The 22,714-nt window shown below is 54.8% G+C and carries 14 protein-coding genes; 7 read left to right on the top strand and 7 right to left on the bottom strand.

Translation table 11 applies throughout. The annotated features are described in order from the left end of the window. The first annotated feature begins 15 nt into the window (after positions 1 to 15). Together PLH32_14460 and PLH32_14455 are read left to right on the top strand one after the other, a co-directional pair. The gene (locus PLH32_14460; protein ID HQJ65813.1) at positions 16 to 1,374 is read left to right on the top strand and encodes a peptidylprolyl isomerase; all 1,359 of its coding nucleotides are present in this window, start codon (positions 16 to 18) and stop codon (positions 1,372 to 1,374) included. A 42-nt stretch (positions 1,375 to 1,416) separates the two neighbouring features. Next, positions 1,417 to 2,358 carry a glycosidase gene (locus tag PLH32_14455; protein ID HQJ65812.1) on the top strand — a complete coding sequence of 314 codons (942 nt, stop codon included), beginning with the start codon at positions 1,417 to 1,419 and terminating at the stop codon, positions 2,356 to 2,358. A 9-nt stretch (positions 2,359 to 2,367) separates the two neighbouring features. Here the strand turns inward: PLH32_14455 and PLH32_14450 are convergent, their stop codons facing one another. Both PLH32_14450 and PLH32_14445 read right to left on the bottom strand, forming a co-directional pair. Continuing rightward, a complete protein-coding gene (locus PLH32_14450) occupies positions 2,368 to 3,585 on the bottom strand; it encodes a beta-galactosidase (GenBank protein HQJ65811.1) in 1,218 nt (405 codons plus the stop codon). A 78-nt stretch (positions 3,586 to 3,663) separates the two neighbouring features. Beyond that, on the bottom strand, positions 3,664 to 5,433 hold the full coding sequence (locus tag PLH32_14445; protein ID HQJ65810.1) for a T9SS type A sorting domain-containing protein: 1,770 nt from the start codon (positions 5,431 to 5,433) through the stop codon (positions 3,664 to 3,666). A 71-nt stretch (positions 5,434 to 5,504) separates the two neighbouring features. On the opposite strand from PLH32_14445, the gene PLH32_14440 reads away from it, so the two are divergent. After that, positions 5,505 to 5,813, top strand: coding sequence for an MGMT family protein (locus PLH32_14440; GenBank protein HQJ65809.1), 309 nt, complete (start codon positions 5,505 to 5,507; stop codon positions 5,811 to 5,813). 193 nt (positions 5,814 to 6,006) lie between these two features. On the opposite strand, the gene PLH32_14435 is transcribed toward PLH32_14440, so the two are convergent. Further along, a complete protein-coding gene (locus PLH32_14435; GenBank protein ID HQJ65808.1) occupies positions 6,007 to 8,646 on the bottom strand; it encodes a glycoside hydrolase family 38 C-terminal domain-containing protein in 2,640 nt (879 codons plus the stop codon). 35 nt (positions 8,647 to 8,681) lie between these two features. Next, positions 8,682 to 12,656: a family 20 glycosylhydrolase gene (locus PLH32_14430; protein ID HQJ65807.1), complete on the bottom strand. Its 3,975-nt coding sequence runs from the start codon at positions 12,654 to 12,656 to the stop codon at positions 8,682 to 8,684. Positions 12,657 to 12,714: 58 nt separating this feature from the next. On the opposite strand from PLH32_14430, the gene PLH32_14425 reads away from it, so the two are divergent. After that, complete coding sequence (locus PLH32_14425) at positions 12,715 to 12,864, top strand: hypothetical protein (protein ID HQJ65806.1); 150 nt, start codon at positions 12,715 to 12,717, stop codon at positions 12,862 to 12,864. Continuing rightward, a complete protein-coding gene (locus PLH32_14420; protein HQJ65805.1) occupies positions 12,840 to 13,085 on the top strand; it encodes a class I SAM-dependent methyltransferase in 246 nt (81 codons plus the stop codon). Before PLH32_14425 ends, PLH32_14420 begins: the two co-directional genes overlap by 25 nt. 85 nt (positions 13,086 to 13,170) lie before the next feature. Here the strand turns inward: PLH32_14420 and PLH32_14415 are convergent, their stop codons facing one another. After that, positions 13,171 to 13,887, bottom strand: coding sequence for a hypothetical protein (locus PLH32_14415; protein ID HQJ65804.1), 717 nt, complete (start codon positions 13,885 to 13,887; stop codon positions 13,171 to 13,173). Positions 13,888 to 14,162: 275 nt separating this feature from the next. Further along, positions 14,163 to 14,489: a transposase gene (locus PLH32_14410; protein HQJ65803.1), complete on the bottom strand. Its 327-nt coding sequence runs from the start codon at positions 14,487 to 14,489 to the stop codon at positions 14,163 to 14,165. Positions 14,490 to 14,888: 399 nt separating this feature from the next. Between PLH32_14410 and PLH32_14405 the strand changes: the two genes are divergently transcribed. Next, positions 14,889 to 18,347, top strand: coding sequence for a FlgD immunoglobulin-like domain containing protein (locus tag PLH32_14405; protein ID HQJ65802.1), 3,459 nt, complete (start codon positions 14,889 to 14,891; stop codon positions 18,345 to 18,347). Between the two features lie 181 nt (positions 18,348 to 18,528). Beyond that, complete coding sequence (locus PLH32_14400; protein ID HQJ65801.1) at positions 18,529 to 19,884, top strand: IS5 family transposase; 1,356 nt, start codon at positions 18,529 to 18,531, stop codon at positions 19,882 to 19,884. A gap of 219 nt (positions 19,885 to 20,103) precedes the next feature. Here PLH32_14400 and PLH32_14395 read toward each other — a convergent pair whose 3' ends face one another. Further along, positions 20,104 to 22,176 (bottom strand): T9SS type A sorting domain-containing protein, encoded by a 2,073-nt coding sequence (locus PLH32_14395; protein HQJ65800.1) that lies wholly within the window; start codon positions 22,174 to 22,176, stop codon positions 20,104 to 20,106. Between the last annotated feature and the right edge of the window lie 538 nt (positions 22,177 to 22,714).

Genomic DNA, 22,714 nt, shown 5'->3' with positions numbered 1-22,714 from the left:
AAGGTCAAGCTGAAGATGCGCCAGGTCATTCTGCTGCCCCTGCTGGTTTTGGCGTGTGCCAGAGCGCCGGAGGAGCCGGTCCTCGCCCGCGTCGGCGACCGGGTCATCACCCGCGCCGAATTTGTCGAGCGCGCCGAGTTCAGTCCGGAGCTTCATTTCCAAGGACCTCAATCGGCGCGGCCGGGTTATCTGTTAGGTCTTTTGATCGATGAAAAACTGGCCGCCCAGGCCGCAGAGGCGGCTGGAATGGACACCACAGCCCTCCTCCGGCAGCTCACTCGATACATCGAGGAGATGGCCATGGCGCGGGAACTGTACCGGGTGGAGGTTCGCGACAGGGTGACGCTGGACCCGGCCGAGATCGACCGCGCTGTCCAGCGGCAGGCGCAGATCCGCAAGGTGGGTTATCTGGTTTTCGAGGATGAATCTTTGGCGCACCGCTATCAGCAGCGGCTGGCCGCCGGGGAACGGTTCAGCGCCGCGCTGCGCGCCCTATACGGCACCGCTGCGGATACCGCAGCCAACCGGCGGCTGATACGATGGGGAGAGAATGAGCCGGTGATCGAGGAAACCGCCTGGGCCCTCGAGCCCGGCCAGACCTCCGGGGTAATCGAGGTCAACGGCGCTTTCATGGTCATGCGTCTCGAGGAGATCACTTCTTCGCCGGCATTGACGGAGAGTGCCGTGGCGGAGAGGAGCCGCCGTGCCCGCACTGTTTTGCGCAATCGCCGGGAGGCGGCGGAAAGCGACCGGTTCATTGCATCTTTTGCACTCGAAAAGAAGCTGCAGTTCAACCGCGGGTTGGTGGAGCGGGCTGCCGGCGTGCTGGCCAGCCAGGCGGTGCCGGCACAAGGCAATGGCCAGTCTCTGCCTGTCGAGCGCCTCGCTGCGACGGAGGTCATCGCCGGGGCGCGCCAGGCACTCGCCGCCGAGTTCGCAACGCCGCTGGCCACCTGGAGCGGCGGGTCGATCACCCTCGGGCAGCTTTTGGAACGCTGGCAGGGGATCAACCCGGCCATCGGTCAGGTCACAGCCCGCGCACGCCTCCGGGCGATCGTACGCAGTTTCAGCCTGATCGTCCGCGATGCCATGCTGGCGGAGGAGGCGCGGCGGCGCGGGCTGGACAACTCCGCTGCGGTTCGCGGAGAGGTGCGCGTCTGGCAGGATCATTACCTGGCTCTGGCCTGGCTGGAGGAGAGAAACCGGCAGGGACAGGCGGCGGCCGCCGTGTTGCAGCAACTGAGACAGGGAAGCACCATACAGGCCGACAGCGCCATGCTGCGCGGCATCGAACTCAGCTCCATCCCGTTGCTGGCGCTGCGCCCCGGCCAATACAACGCGCAAGTGGTCCCGCCATGGATCATTGTTGAATGAGAATGTCCTGTACCAACACGAATAAATAAACGAGGCCATCGTATGTCAACCGCAGATTTCAAGCAACTCTTCACCCGTCATTCGCAGAATCCGATCATCGTCACCGCAGATCTCCCCTATCAAGCCAATACGGTGTTCAATGCCGCAGCGGCGCGGGTCGCGGGGGAAACCGTGCTGCTGATCCGCATCGAGGACCGTCGCGGCATGTCGCATCTCACGGTGGCGCGCAGCACGGACGGGATATCGGGGTGGCGGATCGATCCGCAGCCCACCTTTTCACCCGATCCGGAGCATTTCCCGGAGGAGCTCTGGGGCGTGGAGGATCCGCGTATTACCTTCATGGAAGAGCTGGGCGAGTACTACTTCACCTACACCGCCTACTCGCAGGACGGCCCCCTGGTCTCGCTGGCCCGTACCAAGGACTTTAGAAATTTCTCGCGTCTCGGCAGCGTCCTGCTGCCCGAGAACAAGGATGCTGCACTCTTTCCCCGGCGCATCAAGGGCCGTTATGCCATGCTCCACCGCCATGTCCTGCACAGCGGCGCCCATATCTGGATCGCCTTCTCGCCGGACCTCAAGCACTGGGGTGATCATCAGATCGTCATGCGCGCCCGCTCTGGAGGCTGGTGGGACGCCAACAAGATCGGCCTTTCGCCGCAGCCGATCTATACGCCCGAAGGCTGGCTTATACTCTACCATGGTGTGCGGGTGACCGGCGGTGGGGTGATCTACCGGCTGGGGCTAGCCTTGCTTGACGCGGAGGATCCGCGGCGGCTGCGGCGGCGCAGCGAGGAATGGATCTTTGGACCAACGGAGCATTATGAACGCCAGGGGGATGTCGATAATGTCGTTTTCCCCTGCGGCTGGACCCAGGAGGGCGATGAATTGCGCCTCTATTACGGCGGGGCCGACACCTGCATTGCCCTGGCCACCGCCAGCCTCAAAGAGCTGCTCGACTACCTCCGCCGCTGCCCGGAAAAATGACCGCTTGCCTCAGCAGCCGCCGGCAAAAGTCCGGTACAGGCGTACCGCATGCCGGCGGGGATCGCGATAGTACTCCTCGGGAGAGAGATCCAGTTCCACCCGGTGCCGCGCCGGCTGCACGGCCGGGCGGCTGGCGGCAAACCGCTTGATCACCTCCGCGTGCGGTTTAAGCGAGCCGTCCGGCCGTACCAGGCCGAAAAAGCGCTCATGCCGGGCCTGGTCGCAGGGTGGGCGGTCATACAACCCGGGGATATAGTCGGCGTAGCACCAGATCATCGCCCCACGAGCCCCCACCTCCACAAGTTTGGGAAGCACCGCCTCGATATAGGCTGCGAGATCCTCCTCCGAGGCCATGAACTGCCGGAAGGGCTTGCCATAGCGCTGCCACTCGTCGGTGAAGGAGGCTTGGCCCGGCGCCGCGGTGCAGCCGCCGAACTCCTCCATCAGCGTGGCTTTGCCGCAGAGCGCGCTCGTCAGGGCGCAGAGAAAGGGGACAAAATCGCTGTCAAGCGGGCCGTTGGACCAGTCCGCATACATCGGATAGCCGTGCATCACCGGGATATCGACCTCTTTGAAGACATCGTTCACCCGCAGTCCGTTGTCCACCAGCAGGCTGGCGACATGCAGCCCGCAGGTGACCGGATGGCGCGGATCGATCTCACGAATGAGGGTGGCCATTCGCCGGGTCCAGGCTCTTCCCCCGGCGGCATCGGCCGGCCAGGCAAAGATATCCGGCTCGTTGCCGAGGTTCCAGACTTCGATGGCAGAATGGTCCTTGAAGCGTGCGACCACCGTGCGCAGCTGCAGTTCAGCCGCACGCAGGACCGCCGGATCGGTGAAGGGATTGCGATAGCCGCAGTCGACGACGCGCCCACCGCTGACCACCTGCCAGATGCGCGGCGGCATCGGCTTGTCCGGCTGCAGCATCCAAGAAGGGGTCCAAGAGGGACCGCTCATGTGGCCGGTGAAAAAGGTCACATTGAGCCGCAGGCCAAGGCTGGCAGCGATGTCGCAAACCTGCTCGAGATGGTTGAGGGCCTCCGGGTCGACCACGTCGGGAGCCGGCTGCCAATCCTCCCACAGGAGAAAGAGGCGAACCACCTCCAGGCCGATCTCGCGGATGACTGCGAATTCCTCACGGACCTCTCCGGCATCAAAATCCGACCACCAGTACATGGCCTTGCGCCGCGGCCAGTAGTTGACGCCCAGCAAAAAGGGCTTGTGCATTTTTCACTCCCGAGTTGATTTTGCAGATTTCATCCCTATACCAATACCGCCGCAGAGACCGTTGAATCGCTCCGCCGTTCATCTCACCAACGCCAGTTTCCGGACAACCGACCGCAGTTCTCCTCCCCTCCACGCGTTCCCGTGCGCCTGCAGCTGATAGAGATAGATGCCACTGGCCAGTCCCCTGCCGTCCAGATCAGCGCTGTAGGTTCCAGCCTGCCTGAACCCCGAAAAGAGCACAGCTGCCTCCTGCCCGGCGATGGTATAAAGCCTCAGTGAAAACGTTCCGTCAACAGGAACGGAAAAGACGATTCGCGTGATCGCATTGAAAGGATTGGGGTAATTCTGGAACAATTCACAGGCCACGGGCTGGAGCGGCCGGCCGGCCGCCGCAGCCGGTAAAGGGTCGATGCCTGACTCAAGCCAAGCTGAAATCCGCTGGTTTTCGCTTTCCCGCTGGGCCAGCCAGCGGGGATAGTCGTCGGGAAACCAGTGGTAGAGGTCCCCGAGCGGGAATCCCGCCATGCCTGCGCTCAACAAGTCTGGATTGCGGTACGCGAGATCCTCCGGCAGCGGCCAGCGGCCGTCGAGGGCGGCCAGCGGCTCCCAGGCCCAGTTGGTGTCGCAGCAGCAAAACCACTTGAAATAAATGAAGGTCTTGATCGCTTCCCGGTTGGTCGGGGCGGTGATGAATTCCGGATCGGTCGAATCATGGAGGCAGGCCTGGTTGATGAAGGGATACCGCTCCGACTCGAAAAAAGCACGGGTTGTGGCGTTCAACATAGGCTGCGGGTGTGGAATCAACAGCACCTCACCCTGGCGCCTCAAGTCCTGGGAGTAGGGATTATCCCGCATCCAGTCGCTCAACCATGTTTCGATGAAATAGCTGCTGTGCGAAAAGAGGATGTGCCGTTCCTCCTCGGCAAATGGCAGCGATAGAGGATACTGCGAAAGGCTGTCGATCTCGATTGTGCCGCCATGGGGCCCGCGGCCGGGATAGGTAAAAGCGGGGATATCGCCGTACATCCAGGTATTGAAAAAAATCGAGTTGGTTACGGCGAGCCGGTGCCACATGCCTCGCTCAAGCGGGAACATCACGGTATTCAGGATGGTGCAGTGATTCAGCTGGATGAAATCGGCATACTCATCGTTTTCCTGCATGTAGACATAGCCGAGATTGGCGAAGGTGCAGTTCTCGAAGGAGAGACTGTCAATATGCCAGCCCCAGGTGTCAAAGGGGAAAGAGACCGCCCGGCCGTAATAGCTGAGATGGAGATCGGCGCAGTTGCGGAAATAACAGTTCCGGAAGGTCCCATGGAAATGTTTGGCCGAGATCCCGACCGCACCACTGGCATTGGCGGGACAGCCGGCATAGTCGAAAAGAACATTCTCGAAGAGGCCGATCTCACCTTTGCCGCTAGTGTCGGCGGCCGGGTCATCCTCGATCTGCAGGCTGGATGGCGTCTGCCAGCCGGCTGTGGTGGCATAAAAGAGCCAGATATTTTTCAGGGTGATATCGCCGAAACAATCAAAAAGGAACCGCCGATCGATGTTGTCCGCGGCACTCCAGCAGAGGAGCGGCGGGCGGGATTCCGGGGTTTGGCCGGGCTCCGGAGCGATTAGGGTCAGCCTCTGGCCTGCCGGCACAATGATACTCTCCGAAAGAACATAACGGCCCCCGCGCTCGAGCAGAAAGGCAGTGTGGGCGAGGTCATTCGCCGCAGCGGCGGTGCGGATCGCGCGATTCAGATTCCCCTCGCCCGAAGGCAAATCGCCGGCGACCCGCACAGTATCGGGCTGGGCCAAAGCTGCAACTGTGAGAAACAGTACCAGTATCATGGCGCGCATGCTGTTTCCCTTAAAATCGGGTCCGTCGAAATAACTCTTGCACGTTAACGCCTGCTGGTTAAATTTAATACATGGAGAGGACATTTCAAAGTATCCGGGAGCTGGTGGCGAAAATTCCGCCGGGCCGGGTGGCGACCTATGGGCAGATCGCGAGAAAACTGGGGATCCCGGGGGGTGCCCGCATGGTCGGCTGGGCGATGCATGGCTTGCCGGAGGGCAGTGAGGTGCCCTGGCATCGCGTGATCGGTGCCGGGGGGCATATCCGGCTGCCCGAGTTCGAGGGCAAGGCGGTGCAAGTGATGCTGCTGCGTCAGGAGGGTGTGGAAGTAGATGGGCGCGGCTGTATCGATCTGGAAAGATTTCAATGGGTGCCGGAATGAGAGAGATTTCTCGCACCCACCCGTGTCCTCTCGCGCATACTTGAATCGGTCGGCTCGTTGCTGTAGAGGGAGAGCTGCGGGACCGGCCGGAGATCTGCCTTCCGGGTGACGGTGAGAGTGTGGATGATAAGCAGAGCTGCCGGGCGGGAACGACAGGCCTGTGTGGAGGTGGTAAATCGGGTGGGAACGAGAGTCAGGGCAAAAGCCGCACCGAGACGATCGCCCGGGTGGGCATCCGCAGCGAAAAGCGGCCATCCGCAACCGGCAACTCCTCGAGCTTCTCCTCCAGAACCGTCACCCGCTCTGCACGCGTCATCCTCACTACAGAAACCGACACCTCCAGCTCTTGCTCTGCATAACTGACCAACCGCAGTACCATCCCCTGCCCGTCGGCGGAACGGCGGGCGTGCAGCAGCTGCACCCGCGCGTCGGAGAACTCGAACCAGCGTCCCTCCCGCGGTTTCGGCATCACCAGGGCCGGATGAACCTCCACTCCCGCTTTCAATCCCTCCGCTTCCTGTTTGAGCGCGGCAGCATCAAATACGGCAAAACTGGCCATATGCCAGGTCAGGGAGATGAATCCCGGCTGGGCGGGCCGGAAATTGGTATCCCAGTAGTTGTTGAGCGGCCAGGCAAGAAGGAGGGGATTTTTCTCCCGCGCGATCGCCCGGCTGCGCCGGCCGAAATTGAATCCCCCTGCCTGGACCATCGGGGCGTCCGGACAGAAGAGCGCGAGACCGTACTCTTTTTCGTGCAGGGCGACGAACGACTCGACCGTGAACCAGTCGCGGCTCGCCCCCGGCAGTTGCTCCGCGTCGAGCTCCACCGGTACGCCGGCGCTGTCGAAATGGCAGCGCCAGCCCTCCGCCAGCGGCAAGGGAAAGGCGAAGTAGAGTGACTCCGGTGTGCGCACCTCCTGCTTGTGAAACGCGGCATTCAGCGTGATGAGCGGCTTGAGGGCGTGGAGCATGATCCGCTGGGTGAAATTTTCCACCCCCGGGGCTTCAAAGCGCAGGATCAGGGTGATCCCCGCGGCGGTGCGCTCGACCCTACAGCCTAGGCATCTTGCGGCGGTCTCAATGATCCGGTGCCAGTCGCTGTTCCAGCAGGAGACGTCGTACATCTCCTTCTCGAGCTCGCGGGCGTAATAGGCGCGCCGGTCCTCTCGAAACAGGGGATCCGGGCGCTCCCGGACGAACTGGAAAAAGGTATAGCGCGAGGAGGCATCGAGCAGCTCGCGGTGATTGATTTTGTCGAAAAGCCGGATGATCCGTCCGGTGGCGGGATCGTACTCGAGGCGGTAGTACGCCGACTCGATGAAGCGCATCACCTCCCTCTTGGCGGTTTTTTCGAGGGTATTGAGATGGCGCGCCACGCTTTCGTGGGCAATCTCGCCTTCCAGCAGGGAAGGATCCGGTTCGGCTGTGGGCAGCTCTGCAAAAGGGATGCAGGCCCAGCCCCAAGGCGGCAGGGCCACCGGGCCATGGAGGGACGCGGCGACGGGCCGATTAATGCGGGCCTCCCAGCCGAAGCGAGCGGTGCGCAGCCGTTTGCCCTCGGCGCGCCAGGCCTCCGGGATGTGCACGAACTCCCGCACCGGCCGGCCGCTGAAATTGAAAACGGCGATCCCCGCCTGTTGGTCCGCGTCCGCCGCATTGCCGGTGAAGGCTTCAAGGCGGTCGACGAGCAGATACTCGGCGATTTCGTGGCCCTGCCAGGCGTGGTGGTCTTTGATGGCGGCTTGGGCCTTGGAGAAATCGTTGTCAGGGTCCATCGAGTTGAAAGAGCCCCAGGTGTGTTCGTCGAAGAGGTTGAGCTGGCGCCAGGCCGCGGTGGCGAGGCCGGAGTAATGCGCGGGGGGTGCCGGCGCCTGGATTTCGAGCAGATCGGCCTTGAAGAGCTTTTGTTTGGCACAGCGCGAGATCCGGGTGACATCGGCGGTGCTGGCGCAGCCGAAATTCCAGTAATCGGTCCAGTCGCCGCGCAAGAGTTCGTACTGGTCGCGCGGCTGAAGTTTGATGCGCTCGAGCAGTTCGTTGGGGGTGATGAAGCGAATCCTGGGCTGGAGACCGCGGGCGTTCCACTCGCGGATCAGCCGGGCGACTTCGAGGTAGGGGGGCGAATTGTCCCAGCAAACCGGTGTGGCCGCGGTGGTCAGGTAGATGAAATCGTGGGCGTAGTCCATGGCGGCGAGGTGCTCGAGGTAGCGCGCCAGCCCCTCCTGCATCCGCTCGATCGAGTTCTCCCAGGTGGAGAGGAGCTGATCGAACATGGTATAGTGGGCCCCGTTCATGACCAGGATCTCGCGGTCGGATGGGCCCTGCCAGCGGAAGACCGAGGGGCGCTTGGCGACCGGCCCACCAAGGTGGATGTTGACCGCCATGATCAGCAGCTCGATGCCGGCATCGGCGAGAAGGTCGACCGCGCTCCAGGGGATGCCGTCGACGTCGTGCTGGTTGGCGGTGCGGATCTCGGCACCCAGGAGCCGGCGCAACCTTTGGATCGGTTCGAGCTGTTTGACGAACTGCTCCGCTGAACAGAGGGGCGTGGTATTGAACTCGAGGCCCGAAAGTCCGACCCGGCCCTGGGCGAGAAAACGCTTGAGGCGGGCGATGGCCCCCTCATCGGCGCTTTCGAGCCATTTCTGCACCTGGGCGGTCACCTCGATGGTCCATTTGGGGGCGGAAAGCTCATCCCACCCGGCAGTGGCCTCGAGGAGTTCCAGGGCCTGGTCGATGAATTCGCGCTGCAACTCCCAGACGATGGGCTGGGTGTGGGTGTAGCCGACATCGAGATGGCTGTGGTGGAGGACGAGAACCTCTTCGATCTGCATGCTGACACCAGCCTTGTTTGTATGTATTCTCTTGATCACTCGACTCTGAGCTTAAATGTCGGCACGGGAAGCCCTGATGCCCCGGTCAGATTCCCTCCCGAGAAAGGCTTCCATCCGTATCGTACCGAAACGGCTCCGGCTGATGCGATGAGGATCCGGTCGCCGTGGATGGTTGCGGAGGCCGGCTCGAAGAATTCACCCGAACGGGAAACTTCGATCTCCCGCACGGGCATGCCGTCGGAGGTCTTCAGTTTGCCGGCATATCTGAAAGAGACGATCACCTTGTCGCCCTTTCTGGCGGCCTTCACTGGCTCAGGACTTCTCGCGAAGGAATCCCTGCGGTAGATTTCCTTCAAAGCCAGGAAGGCAAATCGATCGCCCACACTTTTTTTGTCACGGGGATGGACATCGGTCGGGTGACCCACATCCGTGGTCACTACCAGGCCCGAGTAAGGTATCCGCAAAGCAAGCCGACGCTGGACATCACGGAACTCCGGCCATGCCGGCCGGTTGAGACTTGAAAGCTGGGCGAAGTAAAAAGGCAGGGTGCTATCCGCCCACGAAGCCCGCCAGTTTTTAACCATCTCTGGCAACATTACCTGGTAGAGTTCGGAGAAATTTGCATTGGATTCGCCCTGGTACCAGATGAATCCCCGGATGGGAAAACCTGCAAGCCTGGAAAGGCCTGCCTCAAAGAGGTAAGCCGGCTCAAAGGGGTGGCGCTGTCTTGGATTATCCGTCCGCTGCAGGTTTGCGGTCATGACCTTGCTGACCCAGGGATCCCTGAACTCACTCTTGCGGTAGTCATAAAGAAGGTCAACCAGTTGTGGATGCAGCTCGAGAGCTTTCCTTTCAATCCATGCTTCGGCCGGGGAGCCTCCCACCGCCATCTCGATCAGCCCGACCGGCACTCCCAGCTCTTCCCTGAGCTTCCGGCCGAAATAATAGGCCACCGCGGAAAAGTCTTTTACCGTCGCAGCCGAGGCCGCATTCCAACTGCCGCCCTCAAAGTACTCCAGGTTGTTGACCTGTGCCAGCGCAAGGGAATCCCACGGCACATCCCACGCCAGCGGCTTATGTCGAAAATTGATGATCCGTAGATTTTCGTCCGAAACCGACTCGCGGATCCCCTCCCATCCGGCAGCACTGCCGGTGGGCCATTCCATATTGGACTGGCCCGAACAGAGCCATACTTCGCCGGCCAGGATATCTTTTATGATGACGGTATCCTTTGCCGTCGTGGCGAAAAGTTTGTAGGGACCTCCTGCTTGCACCGGATCGAGAGAGACCTCCCATGCACCGGTTGCAGAAGCAACAGCCGAGTATTTTTTGCCGGCCATGTAGACCTGCACTTTCTCACCCCTGTCCGCCCTGCCGCGCAGTCTTGTTCTGCGGTCATGCTGCAGCACCATCCCGTCGCTCCATGCTTGCGGCAGCTGCAGGCCGCCATAGTGGCCGGTCAAGGCCGAAAAGACCGTTGCCGCAAGCATGGCGGCGCCCCGCTTATCCGGGTGCAGATTGTCCGGCAGCAGGTCAGGCCGGTTTTTCAGCGGCGCATTAAAATCGATCAGGGTGGCCCCGCTGAGGCGGGCTACTTCTTCTATTCTCTCCTGTATCTGCCAGTACCAGTCCCGCGTACCGGCCTTGAAGCGCTTGTGGCCGTTGAAAATCGGGGATAATTTGGCGATGTAGAACTCTTTTGTGCCCACAGACCTGAGGGTATCGATCAGCCAGAGGTAATCGCTGATGAACTCATCACGATAATCCGGCCAGGCCCTGGGATCGGTATCATTCAGACCCAGGTGAATGACCGCGATATCCGGTCTGAAAGAGAGCGCCGCCATGGACTCTTCCGTCCGGTAATAGGGCCTGAATCCTTTCTTCAGCAAGGTTGCGCCGCTCCGGCCGAAGTTGCCTACCGTGTACTTGTCGCCCAGCATGCCCTGCAGCACAGCGGGATAGGCGCTGGTGTCCCTGCCAGCAACACCGACTCCGTAAGTAACCGAGTTGCCGATGCAGGCGATCCTGGTTTTATCCTCAGGCCGTAACCTTTCCGGTGAATAGACGATACCGGCAGGTTGGCCCTTGCCGTCGGGTGTGGTTATCATGGCGGTGAACATCCACTTCACCAACCTGGTTTCAGGGGACGAAAAGCGGCCGACCGGAAGCTTTATGACCAAACTGTTCCATCCCTTTGCAAGCGTGACCGGCACAGGCGGCCTGCTCCAGAAATTTTCATTGGCATAGGGTGTTTCATGATCAGGCTTGATGCCACGGTTATCCCAGACCGGGGGGTGAAGCTGTTCTCCGTTGAGCCATATCCGGCTCTGTTTATAGTCCCATTCCCCTTTAGGAGGCGCCATATCCAGCTCGGACCTTCCATAGTTGTGGGTACTGAAATGGAGCCCGGCCTTCTGGTCCACCGGACTGTAAATCCAGGTAAAGGCATAGGCCGTCCGGTCGGGCTGCGGATCGGAGTAGAAGGCAGGCACTTTTTCTCCCCAGGTGTGCCTGAGGTAGATCGCGGCGCCCGCTGCCGGTCTGAAATCCTTCTGCGAGGATGAGATGCTGCCCGGATCGGCGGTCAGCGCCTTTTCGAACGGTGCAGCAAAGGAGAGGTCACCGCCATTGGGATATGGACCGCTGATCTTCCAGATAATCCCGGTCTGTGGGAGGTAGGGAAACGGGACATCACAGAGGAATTTGTCCCGTACCGCCATCATGCGCCACTCAAAGTCCTTGAATCTCTCAAAGGCGGGATCGCCCGGCAGGCCCATGCGCACTCCGCGGCTCTTGATATCCTCGCCGCCGCCCAGCCATGACCTCTCGGCAAAGGCGAGCATGACCGGGTAAAAGGCATTGGAGAGGAGAATATCCTCAACCGATGCCGGTTTCCGGTCGTTCCAGACGCTGCAGATCCCCCCGGCCAGCAGATCGGACCCTGAAGGTGAGTCGCAGAGACGTGCGTTATAGATGGCAAAGAGGTCGGCGTAATAGTCGGTATGATTGAGGTAACGGTACCGCGAGTCGATCACCGGAGTGTTCTGCGGCAGGGATACATCGGCCCATAACTGGCGGACGGCCATCTGATCCATAGGCGCACCGGGAAGCCAGCCGATCACCTCCTTGCCGCAATCCCTGACCACCTGCATCATTTCGGAGACAAAATCGGGGCTGGAAATAGCCGCCTCATCCGTGCCGACATGAAAATAGCCGCCTTCGAAGAGCCGGCAGGCCTCGACGAGCAATTCCCTGACTATTTTCTTCCCCTCCACCGACTGCATGGTCTGCCCCGTCGCCCTGGTGAATGCGGCGCTGTGGCCGGGCATGTCGATCTCCGGGATGACCTCGACAAAATGGGCTTTGCAGAAGGCGATAAAATCCTTGACCGCCTCCCGGGAATAATATCCTTGCTTGTCCCTGAGAGCAACTGCTTCCGCAGTGAGTCCCGGATAGATATCGCTGGCAAGCCGCCAGGCAATGTCCTCGGTCAGATGCCAATGAAAGGTATTGATTTTGAACCCGGAAAGGATCTCGACTTCCTTTTTGAGTTCTTCTACAGGAATAAAGCTCCGGCCGCAGTCGTGCATAAATCCCCGTATCCGGAACGCCGGCCAGTCGGTGATGCTGCAGCCGGCCATATTGCTGCCCTTCTGGTCCCGATTTACAAGCTGTCGCATGGTGGCCGCAGCCCTGAAGAAGCCCTCGTCACCGGCAGCGGTCACCAAAACCGAATCGGAGCGCACGATCAGGCGGTAGGCTTCCTTCCTGTTCATGGTCACCCCGGCGATCGAGTCGGCCGTGATCCACTTTACCCTCGGGTCGAGGCAGGGATCGCTGACGGCGTAGTAAAATCGGTCGGTCGTCAGGATGACTTTTTGCGGTTTGGGCAGCAAGGCGGCTTCTCCTGCGGCGTAGTTCATGCACGGGAGAAGGATCATCACCAGCAGGAATGCTTTGAACCAAAGCCGGCCTGCGGGATAGAATGTCCTCTGGGAGAATGGAATCATGGTGCGCTACTCTCCGAAGAAATCATTCACCGGTTCCGTTGATTGAAGGAGAGACAATATGATTCTGATGAACGATGCTGTTTCCGCTTTGGGGCCGGTACGCCGAGAGCAAAAAAACGACGGCTTGATCCACGATGCGCGATGCTTCGATCTGGTGGAGCGCAACGGGATCGACTTGTCCCCGTGCGAAAAGAACAGCACCCCGTAAACCGGCTGGCCTGGATGGCTCTCGCCAGGACCACCGGCAGCGAACTCAATCGGATCCTCGCCGGGCACCCCGGGAGCACCATCGTCTGCCTGGGCTGCGGCCTTGACAGGACCTTCTTCCGGATCGGCAACGGCCGGCTCCGCTGGTACGACATCGATCTGCCCGCGGTGATTTACATCCGACGCCGCGGGATGTTCTGTGCAACGATTGATAATGCATGACAAAGCTAACAGGAGCAACCGGAATTGGCTTTTCTCTTTAATGCGTTCTCCTGATCCTAAAATTTCACCATCACGCAGCAGGTGCTCACTTCATCAGGGCCATCTTCCTCATGGCCTTGAATCCGCCGGCCTGGATCGTGCAGAAATACACGCCGCTGCAGAGCCCGGAAGCGTTCCATTCGAGGCGATGTACGCCCGCGGCCATGCGGCGGGCCGCGAGAACGGCGACAAGACGGCACATTACGTCATACACCTGCACCGAAACCGAACCCTCGGGCGCGGGGCTGAACCCGATCGAGGTCGACAGATTGAAGGGATTCCGGAAATTCTGGAACAGGCAAAACTCCCCGGGTGGGCAAACGTCCTGCGGCGTCAATCCGGCCCTTTCGACAATGCGAACCTCGGTGAAATTGAAAAACGTGACGGGCGCGTATCCCGGCAGGGTGATCATCGAATCGGTCCTTGTCGCGTTCAATCCTTTAGAGTCGAAGATCGGCGTGTTGTTGCCGGCTCCGCCGTCCAGCTCGTCATGGCCCAGACCGCCGTCCAGAAAGTCGTCGCCGGGCCCTCCTTTAACGACGATCTTTTCCACCACGAGTGGATCCACCGTGCCAAAGGTCGGCAGAATGTACATGTTGCCGTTGATCAGCACTCCACGATGGTCCGGGTCGCTTGGTTCACCCGAGACGACAATGTCGTCGTCCGCGTCACGGGTGATAGTACGCGTTTTAGCGGCTTCGTCCCACTGGGCGGTGATGTTAGCCCGGGCGGATGGGGTGACCGCGAACGAGAGAAGAAACACGGACAAAAGAGATGAAGCGGATAAGATAACCGAGCGGGGGCAGGCACTTTTCATTTTCCGCACATCCGATTGAGTGACTGACGGGGAATTTAATTTGAGAGTTCAACTGACAGGTGACCGATAGGTTGATAACTGACAGGTAATTTAAGTAAAAATTTGATTTATTGATTAAATAATTTTTGACAATGTTTTTTCCTAAAGAAGTCAAGTCCAAAATCTTGTGTAAAAGTCATGCCTTTGAGGATTAAACCCATTAAGGGTTAACCTTAACAGGTTTACGCGGTATCCTTTTCATCGTTTTCTGATGAGCTGGCTTCCTGTTCTTCGTCAAAATTGAGGTAGCGTCTACCCGTCTCCCAGATCTCCGAAGTTTCCTGGCATAGCGCAGCAGCCAATCTCAAGCAGGAATCTGGGTTAGGAAAAATGCGGACAACCCGGCTGCGCCGTCGCAGTTCCTCGTTGAATCGCTCCAGCATGTTGGTTGATTTCATTTTTCGTCTGTGTTCAACAGGGATATGCAAGACCGTGAGACACGATTCCATGTTTTCATCGACCCAGACGGCGACCTTGGGATATTTTTCTTCCAGCTTCCCAGAGAGCAGGCCAACATCCAGCTGTTTGAGTACCTCGAGATCTTGTGCAACCGCCAGAGACTACATTCGACCATCAACTACGCAGTCCCTGTAGTGTGAACATTCAAATCATGCGGCTTAACCGTGCTTCGTAATTTTCGGGAATAGACCAGTTGCTTGATAAAAAAAAATATTGCATTCTCATAGTGCTTATAGTATATTAAAATAGAGGCATATTTCGCTCTACTGATGTTTCTATGCAGACTGGAAAGGCACTATTAATGCAAGTTAATTGCATTGAGAGTGCCTTTTTTATTGGTATCATTGTTATGCAGAATTTGCATTTCCCATCGCCAGCCAGTTGACGAATACCTCTCACGTTTGTTTGTAGTTAGGTTCAAGAGCGAAAAGATTAAGAAAGGCAAAAAGATGAAAACCGAATTGGCTAGAGGCATGAGAAGCCGAATTGGCCTCTTGGCTTTTTGTGCCGTTATCACCTTTGCTTCCAACATGACGGCGAAAATGGAACAAAGAAAAGACACAGCCTTTGCAGAGCATGCAAAAGATGGTTCAAGAATTGGAAAAAATCTATCAGTGCCGTCACGCAACTCACGGATCAGCGCCAGAAACGAATCCTTAGAACCGGAATTGCGCTTAAAGCAGGTTAAAAACACATCTAATGAAGTTATTTCAATGGTGCTCCATACCGATCAGATTGGTGAACCCATATCTCCTTATATCTATGGCGAATTTATCGAACACCAGGGTCGCTGTATCTATGGCGGCATTTGGGCAGAGATGATCGAGGACCGTAAATTTTTCTACCCGATCAATACCTATGCTCCTGATGATACTGCGGCAAAATCGCCATGGCATATTGCAACGATAGGCTCTCACGTGACAATGGATACAGCTTTTGCTTTTGTTGGCAAACATAGTCCTCGAATCGATCTTGATGGACATTCTCCTGGCGGGATCATCCAGGATAGCCTGGCTGTACGGCAAGGCAAAGAATATACAGGCCGTATCCTCCTCATGGGCAGCGAGTCGGTCGCAGTGAAAGTAAGCCTGATTTGGGGAGATGAGCCGAGCGATCGACAGACCATTATTATCGATAGGCTCTCTCCAAAATATATCACAATACCTCTGCGTTTCACCTGTGCGGCCAGCACCAATTACGGTCATATTGAGATTATTGGGGAGGGACAAGGCTTTTTTCGTATTGGCACAATATCGTTAATGCCCGCCGATAACATAAAAGGAATGCGCGCTGATGTAATAGATTTGTTGAAAAAACTTGATGCAACAATTTATCGTTGGCCTGGAGGAAGTTTTGTCAATGTTTATGACTGGCGAAATGCCATCGGCGACCGAGACAAGCGTGCCCCGTCTATAAACCATGTTTATGGACCGGAACAAATCGAGTCTTTTGATTTCGGCCCGGATGAATTTATGATCTTTGTGCAGGAATTAGGTGCAGAAGCCTATATAGCTGCTAAAGCGATAAATGCCGGGGACGCTCAGCTTGCCGCTGATGAAGTTGCATATTTTAATGGAGCAACAAATACGCCCATGGGATTGCTTAGGGCCGCTAACGGCCATCCTGATCCTTATGGTGTAAGGTTTTGGGGCATCGGCAATGAAGCTTATTTTTACTCGAAACTTAGCGACTACACCGCGATCCATAACCAAGTAGCTCAAGCAATGCAGGCAGTGGATCCAAGTATTAAAATTATTGCCGTCGGCGGCTATAAAAGCTCAGGTCCTGCCATAAGCGAAGGCGATTGGTCTGAAATTATGCTTACTCATTGCGCAGATTACATGCACCTGATTAGCGAACATGATTACATGATGCCCCAGGACGACCCTATTCTACACTCTAAAATGATCGCCATCGGGGTAGAATTATATGCAAAAGCTCATCGACGCTTCAGACAACAGCTGCCGTTTCTTCAGGGTAAAGATATACGTATTGCACTGGATGAATGGAATTATATCTGGTTTCAAAAGCCGTATCTATATGGCGATACCGGCGTGCGGTATTATTTTAGAGATGCACTGGGTTTTGCCCGCGCTTTGAATGCAATGTTTCGCAACAGCGACATAATCTATATGGCAAATACACAGCCGGTCAATGTTCTCGGGAATATAAAAACAACCGATACCGACGCAGCATTCGAAGTAACCGCTCTGCCATTGATCATCTACCGCCACCATTTCGGCTCACTGCCCATCACCATAAGTGGCAACATCGACACACTTGATGTCGCAGCTGCGTGGACGGACGATGGCAATTACATTACATTGAGTATTGTGAATCCAATGCAACAGAGCCGAGTTCTCTCTCTTGAACTAGAAAATGCCCGGCTAACCGATAAGGGACGATGGTGGCGTATTGAGTCGCCGGATCCGCTTGCTTATAACGAACCAGGTCACCCGCCACGAGTATCGATTGAAGAAGGAGAACAAAGTGCTGCCTCCCAGGTCTTCGAGGTGCCCCCGATGTGTGTAATAGTGTATGAATTACCTGCATCACTCTCCAAGCCATCCAGTATCTTTAAATTCATCCGAACGGTACAGGTCACACCGGATACAATTTTTCAAAATTTTAAAAATAGCAGCTTTTGTAATATCCATTACCTTCCGCAGACAGATCGCATTATTGTAATTGCCTCAACATTCCTTGACAAACCGGAAGGGGGCTATATAGGCAAAGCAACAATCGCAAAGGAGTATTTCACGACCATGCAGCCTACTGGACGGGCGTGGCCTCTGAATGGAGCGTTGGCCGATGTTGCCTCACAAGTGATCGGGAACTATCTTTATTTAGTAAGTATGGTTGAAGGACCCGCTGCGCCCGCAACAGGAGAGCCTCAGTGGATCGGATGGCGGCTTGAAAAATTTGATACCAGCAGCTGGATCAAATTGAACAGCATCGATATCCCGCTTTCTGTGCCTAACTCGACTCTCCTTGAAGCTAACAATAGCCCGACGATTTCCTACGTCAACGGACTATTGGATATTTCGGGCGAGTACTATGTTAATGGCGATCCCGCAAGTCTCTTGGGAAAAGGTTCACATCATCATTTCTTTACAACAGATCTTGTACCTCAAGGCAAGATGATCCTTGAGCCGCCGCACTATCCCTCTCACTGCCCGAAAGTATCGATGTTCCAGACTGAAGAGGGAGATATTATAATGTTTGCAGCTACATCTTTCAATGGAAACATACAATTGCTTAAGTTTGACAAGGAATGGAACTGCATTGAGCAGAAAACTTTTGATAAACCAGGGCGTTTCCCAGCAGGTATAGCCGCGGACAGTAATCGATTTTATGTTGCTTATATTGATTACACCCACCGCAGTCTGGGCGAAGAATCATGTATACGTCTGGCCTCTTTTGATAAATACTGGAATTCCCTGGATGACATTACCGTCACAACGCCGGAAGTTAATAAACGAGCTCATAGTCCATGGTTAATGTTGCATAAAAATTTCCTATATGTGTCTTATGTGATAGATTGGGGATATAAACTGGGGCAGTCATATGTAGGTATCTATGAACTCGCACAACGACCAACGGCAATCGCACAAAAAGAAGCTGAATTGAATGAATTTAAATTGGAGCAGAATTATCCAAATCCTTTTAATCCGATCACGACTATCAACTACTCTTTACCCAAAAGTATTCATATCAAACTGGCAATCTATGATATGCTTGGACAGGAGGTTCGTATATTGGTCGACGCAACCGAATCAGCAGGTCATCATCAAGCAGCATGGAATGGTAAAAACGAGGACGGATCTTATGTCGCGAGCGGAATATACTATTGTCGGATGAAGGCAGGAACATTCGTTGAAACGAAAAAGCTATTGTTTCTTAGATAAGTATCATATGACCCCAGGAGGGGTTAGTCGGCAGAATTCAAAATACTTCAACCAGGAAGCCGAGGGTATTTAGTCGCCGTTGAAAAATATTTTAACAGATTATAAATATTGACTTTGAAAATTCGATTTAGCTTCATAAATTGCCAGAAATTGAGAAAAGGACCTCAAAATCCGGTGATTTATGAAGCCCAAAAAGCACTTCGAAACACCCGATCTCTTCCGCGCCAGACTGGATCAGATACTCGATCATTCTCATCAGCTTTATGTCTTGGCCAACAAGATTGACTGGTCAGTTTTCGATGAAGTCTTTGGTCAGTCCTATGACGACAAGACCGGCAGACCAGGCTGTCCAACCCGGTTGATGGTTGGCCTGCACTATCTGAAATATGCCTTCAATGAAAGCGATGAATCGGTTCTGGATCGCTTTCTGGAGAATCCCTACTGGCAATTCTTTTGTGGTTTTGAGTACTTTCAACACGAGCTTCCGATCGATTCCAGCAGCATGACCAGATTCCGGAAACGCCTTGGCACCGGTGGTGCAGAAAAGCTCTTTGAGCAAGTGATCGATACTGCCAAGCGGGGTGGCCATCTTACCCGCAGCCATCTGAACAAGGTCAATGTCGACACCACGGTTCAGGAAAAGGCGATCGCCTTCCCGACCGATGCCCGGCTCTACTACAAGATGCGTGAAGCGCTGGTTCGGGCGGCCGAGTCACGGGAGATCGTCCTACGGCAAAACTACCGTCGCCTCGCCAAACGAGCTCTCTCCAAACAAGGGCATTACTCACACGCCAAACAGTATCGCCGGGCTCGTCGGGAAACCAAACGATTAAAGACCATGCTGGGACGGGTTTATCGAGATATCCTTCGAAAAATCAATAATCCGGATGAGCCGTTGGCTGAGCTATTGAAAAGAGCTGAGAAGCTCTTGCTGCAAGAAAAGAACGATTCACACAAACTCTACAGTGTTCATGCCCCTGAGGTGGAGTGCATTGCCAAAGGGAAGGTTCACAAGCGTTACGAGTTCGGCAACAAAGTCGGTCTGGTTACCACCAGCCGGGACAACTGGATTGTTGGCGTTCAGGCGTTTCACGATAATCCCTTCGACGGCCATACCCTGCCGGCCTGTCTGTCAGAGACCAAACGGTACACCGGCTGGCAGCCTGCTGAAGCCTATGTCGATCGCGGCTATCGCGGGCATGCGGTGGACCCGAAAGAAACACTGGTTCACATCGTCGATCGGCGGCACATGAAACGGAAAACTCGAGCGATCCGTTACTGGTTCAAAAGAAGATCTGCCATCGAGCCTGTCTTTGGCCACTTGAAATCTGATCACAGAATGTCAAGGAACTACCTCAAGGGTAGAGACGGCGACCAGATCAACGCTGTCATGTGCGCCTGTGGATACAACTTGAGAAAACTGCTGGCAGTTTTCTTTTTGCCAGAAAAAATCTGGCAGCTGGTCCAACGACTGGCCGCAATATATCTCTCATTTTTGGGCATATCAACTTCGAATCTACATTTTTCTTACAATTAAGGGTTTTTCAGCGGCGACCAATTTAAAAGCGCCCGATCGGAAGGGTGTGATCGAGCGCATATGGGCACCTTTCCAGAAAGGAGCGGTATTAGAAAGCAGTGGCCCTATTCCACATTAGGGGAAAAAGCATTTAAACAGATCCTGTCAAGGGAGAAAAGCGCCACGAAACTCAAGTATCTGGTTCGTTGAGCAGTTTTGTAGGCAAAGCAAGCCTGATATTTATCGCATTAGAACGAGCTTTTTGCTTTGCACAAACTCCCCTGCTTCCAGCCTGTACAGGTAGATCCCGTTTGCCAGTCCACTGGCATCCCAGTTATGGCGATGAATTCCCGCTGCCCGTTGTTCAGAAACCAGCGTGGCGACTTCTTCGCCCAACAAGTTAAAGACCTTGAGCATGACGAAATCTGATTTGGGGAGTACAAATTCGATAGTAGTGCTGGGATTGAAGGGATTGGGATAGTTCTGCTCTAAAGAATAAATCATTAACTGTTCTCTTGAAATGCTGCCACCTGAAGTGATTGTTTCAGAAAGAGGCCGATGCCAAACCCCAGCACCACGGGTCCCGGCATAAAGGTCAGTACCTGCAATGGCCAAACCATGAACTACTGAGGATGGTTGTGTCATCGAATGCATCAAACCAGTATTTATGGCAGTCCAACTGGTTGCATTTTCTTTTAAAACATAGACGCCTCCTTGCCAGGTTCCGATAAAAAGATTGTTTTCGCTAAATACAAAAGACAAGATATCCAGAGCCAGTCCCGATAGGCCATCATTTACAGGAGTCCAGCTAGCTCCATCATTGGTTGTTAGAAACACACCTCCACCAGCTGTTCCTGCAAAAAGCTTGGCGCCATTGACAGCCAGAGCAGCAACTGAAAGGTTTGTTAGACCGTTATTTACATCACTCCAGGTAGCACCATTATTTGATGAACGAAACACACCCCCTCCAGTCCCCGCAAAAATAAACGAATCCTTGACAGCGAGCGCAAAAACCATGGTATCCTGCATATTGGTTTTGGTTATAGTCCACCAGCCAGGCGCGTGATGTATGATACGAAATACTCCAGAGCCTTCCGATCCAGCAAATAATGTTGTTCCGTTGGTCGCCAGTGCCCTGATCCATCCCATACCTACCGGGACCCATTCCCAGTTGCCTTTGACCAGATCATAACACCCCACATGATTTCCGCCTCCTGCATAGAGTTTAGTTTCGCTCAGGAGAAGGGAAAAACAAGCGCTGCCCCTGCTGAGAGCCGTCCAGGTATTGCCGTTGTCATGTGATTGAAATATTCCGCCCCATACGCCGGCATAAAGATCTGTGCCACTACTGATGAGAGAGTGAACTTTAGTCGTTATCAGACCGGTATTAATATCAGTCCAGTTATCTCCACTATTTGTAGAGCGAAACACACCACCCATTGTTCCTGCAAACAGGTCGGTTCCTCTGATATAAAGCGTATAAGCAGGTTGATTGCCCAGTCCAGTGTTGGAGGGAATCCAGTAGGCACCGTTGCTGGGCGTACGATATATCCCCATACCTGTTCCCGCATAGAGCGAATTATTCATAACCGCAAGGGAAAAGACTCTTTTGCTCATATCAGGAATACTGATCATTTGCCAATTTACCCCGTTATCCGCTGAAATCAAAACGCCGCTGGTATCCGTACCAGCAAAGAAATATGAGCCATTGATGGTAAAAGCATTGACGGCCTCGCCTTTCAGCCCGGCTGAAGTCCAGTTGGCGCCATTATCGGTAGAAATGAATAATCCCGAATCCGTACCGGCATACAGATTTTTTCCATAAATATTGAGTGATCTAATGGATTTGCTGCCAAGTCCACTACTGGCTGGAATCCAGTAGGTGCCGTTACTCGGCGAGCGGAAAACGCCATCTTTTGTTCCTGCAAAAATATTGGAGTCACTCGCGGCAAGACAATTGACGTAATGGTTTAAAAGTCCGAAATTCATTTGATTCCAATTGTCGCCATTATCGGTCGATAGAAACACGCCACCATTATAAGTGCCTGCAAAGAGGTTCAAGCTGGATTCGTCGTCGGATTTGACAGCCAGAGAATATACAATGTTCTCTAGGCCGGTCGGGTTCCAGCTTGCACCGTTATCTATAGAGCGGAAAACACCATCTTCAGTTCCTGCAAAAAGAATCGAATCAACAGAAGCGAGACATTTTACTTCACCGCCTTTAGGACCGGCGGTTTGAATCCACTGTGCCAGCAGGTGGTTTGAAGTGAATAACAGTATGGTCATCCATTTCATCAGGGACAGTCGTTTCATTAGAACACTCCTTCCATGAAATAATGATTTGATCTTCCATACGATTCCAGTGGAAAAGAAAATAAAAAAGGCATTATGCATTTATCCAGTGGATAAATGCACCATGCCTTTGCGGACCATTTATAGCTATATACAGATAAGCTATATGATATTCAATTAAGTATACAGTAAAAAACAACACGAAACAAGAAAAAACTCAATTCTTTCGATCACTGCCTGTTCTGTTGAACCGCAGCAAAGTGGCTAGCGCCCGCACACGAGTAGCAGTGATCTGCCATTGAATTTGTCCATTAACTGTTCAAACCAATCATGTCAAATAGAGAATTGAAGTGGACGTTTTCGACTCACTATATCCAGATATTTTCCCATGGACTACCAGTTGGCAATCATCGATGAAAATGAAATGAATAGAAATAAGGGGTATTAGATGGACGTCGGAAAAATGTGGGAACTGCTGATTGTCGAAGCGGATGCAGTAAAATTGATAACTGGGAAGTTACCGACGGGAATAAAAAGCGCCCGATAGGTGAGAAGGATT

The sequence above is a fragment of the bacterium genome (genome assembly GCA_035419245.1).
Taxonomy (GTDB): domain Bacteria; phylum Zhuqueibacterota; class Zhuqueibacteria; order Residuimicrobiales; family Residuimicrobiaceae; genus JAKPUX01.
This window is presented reverse-complemented; position numbering and strand designations above follow the sequence as displayed.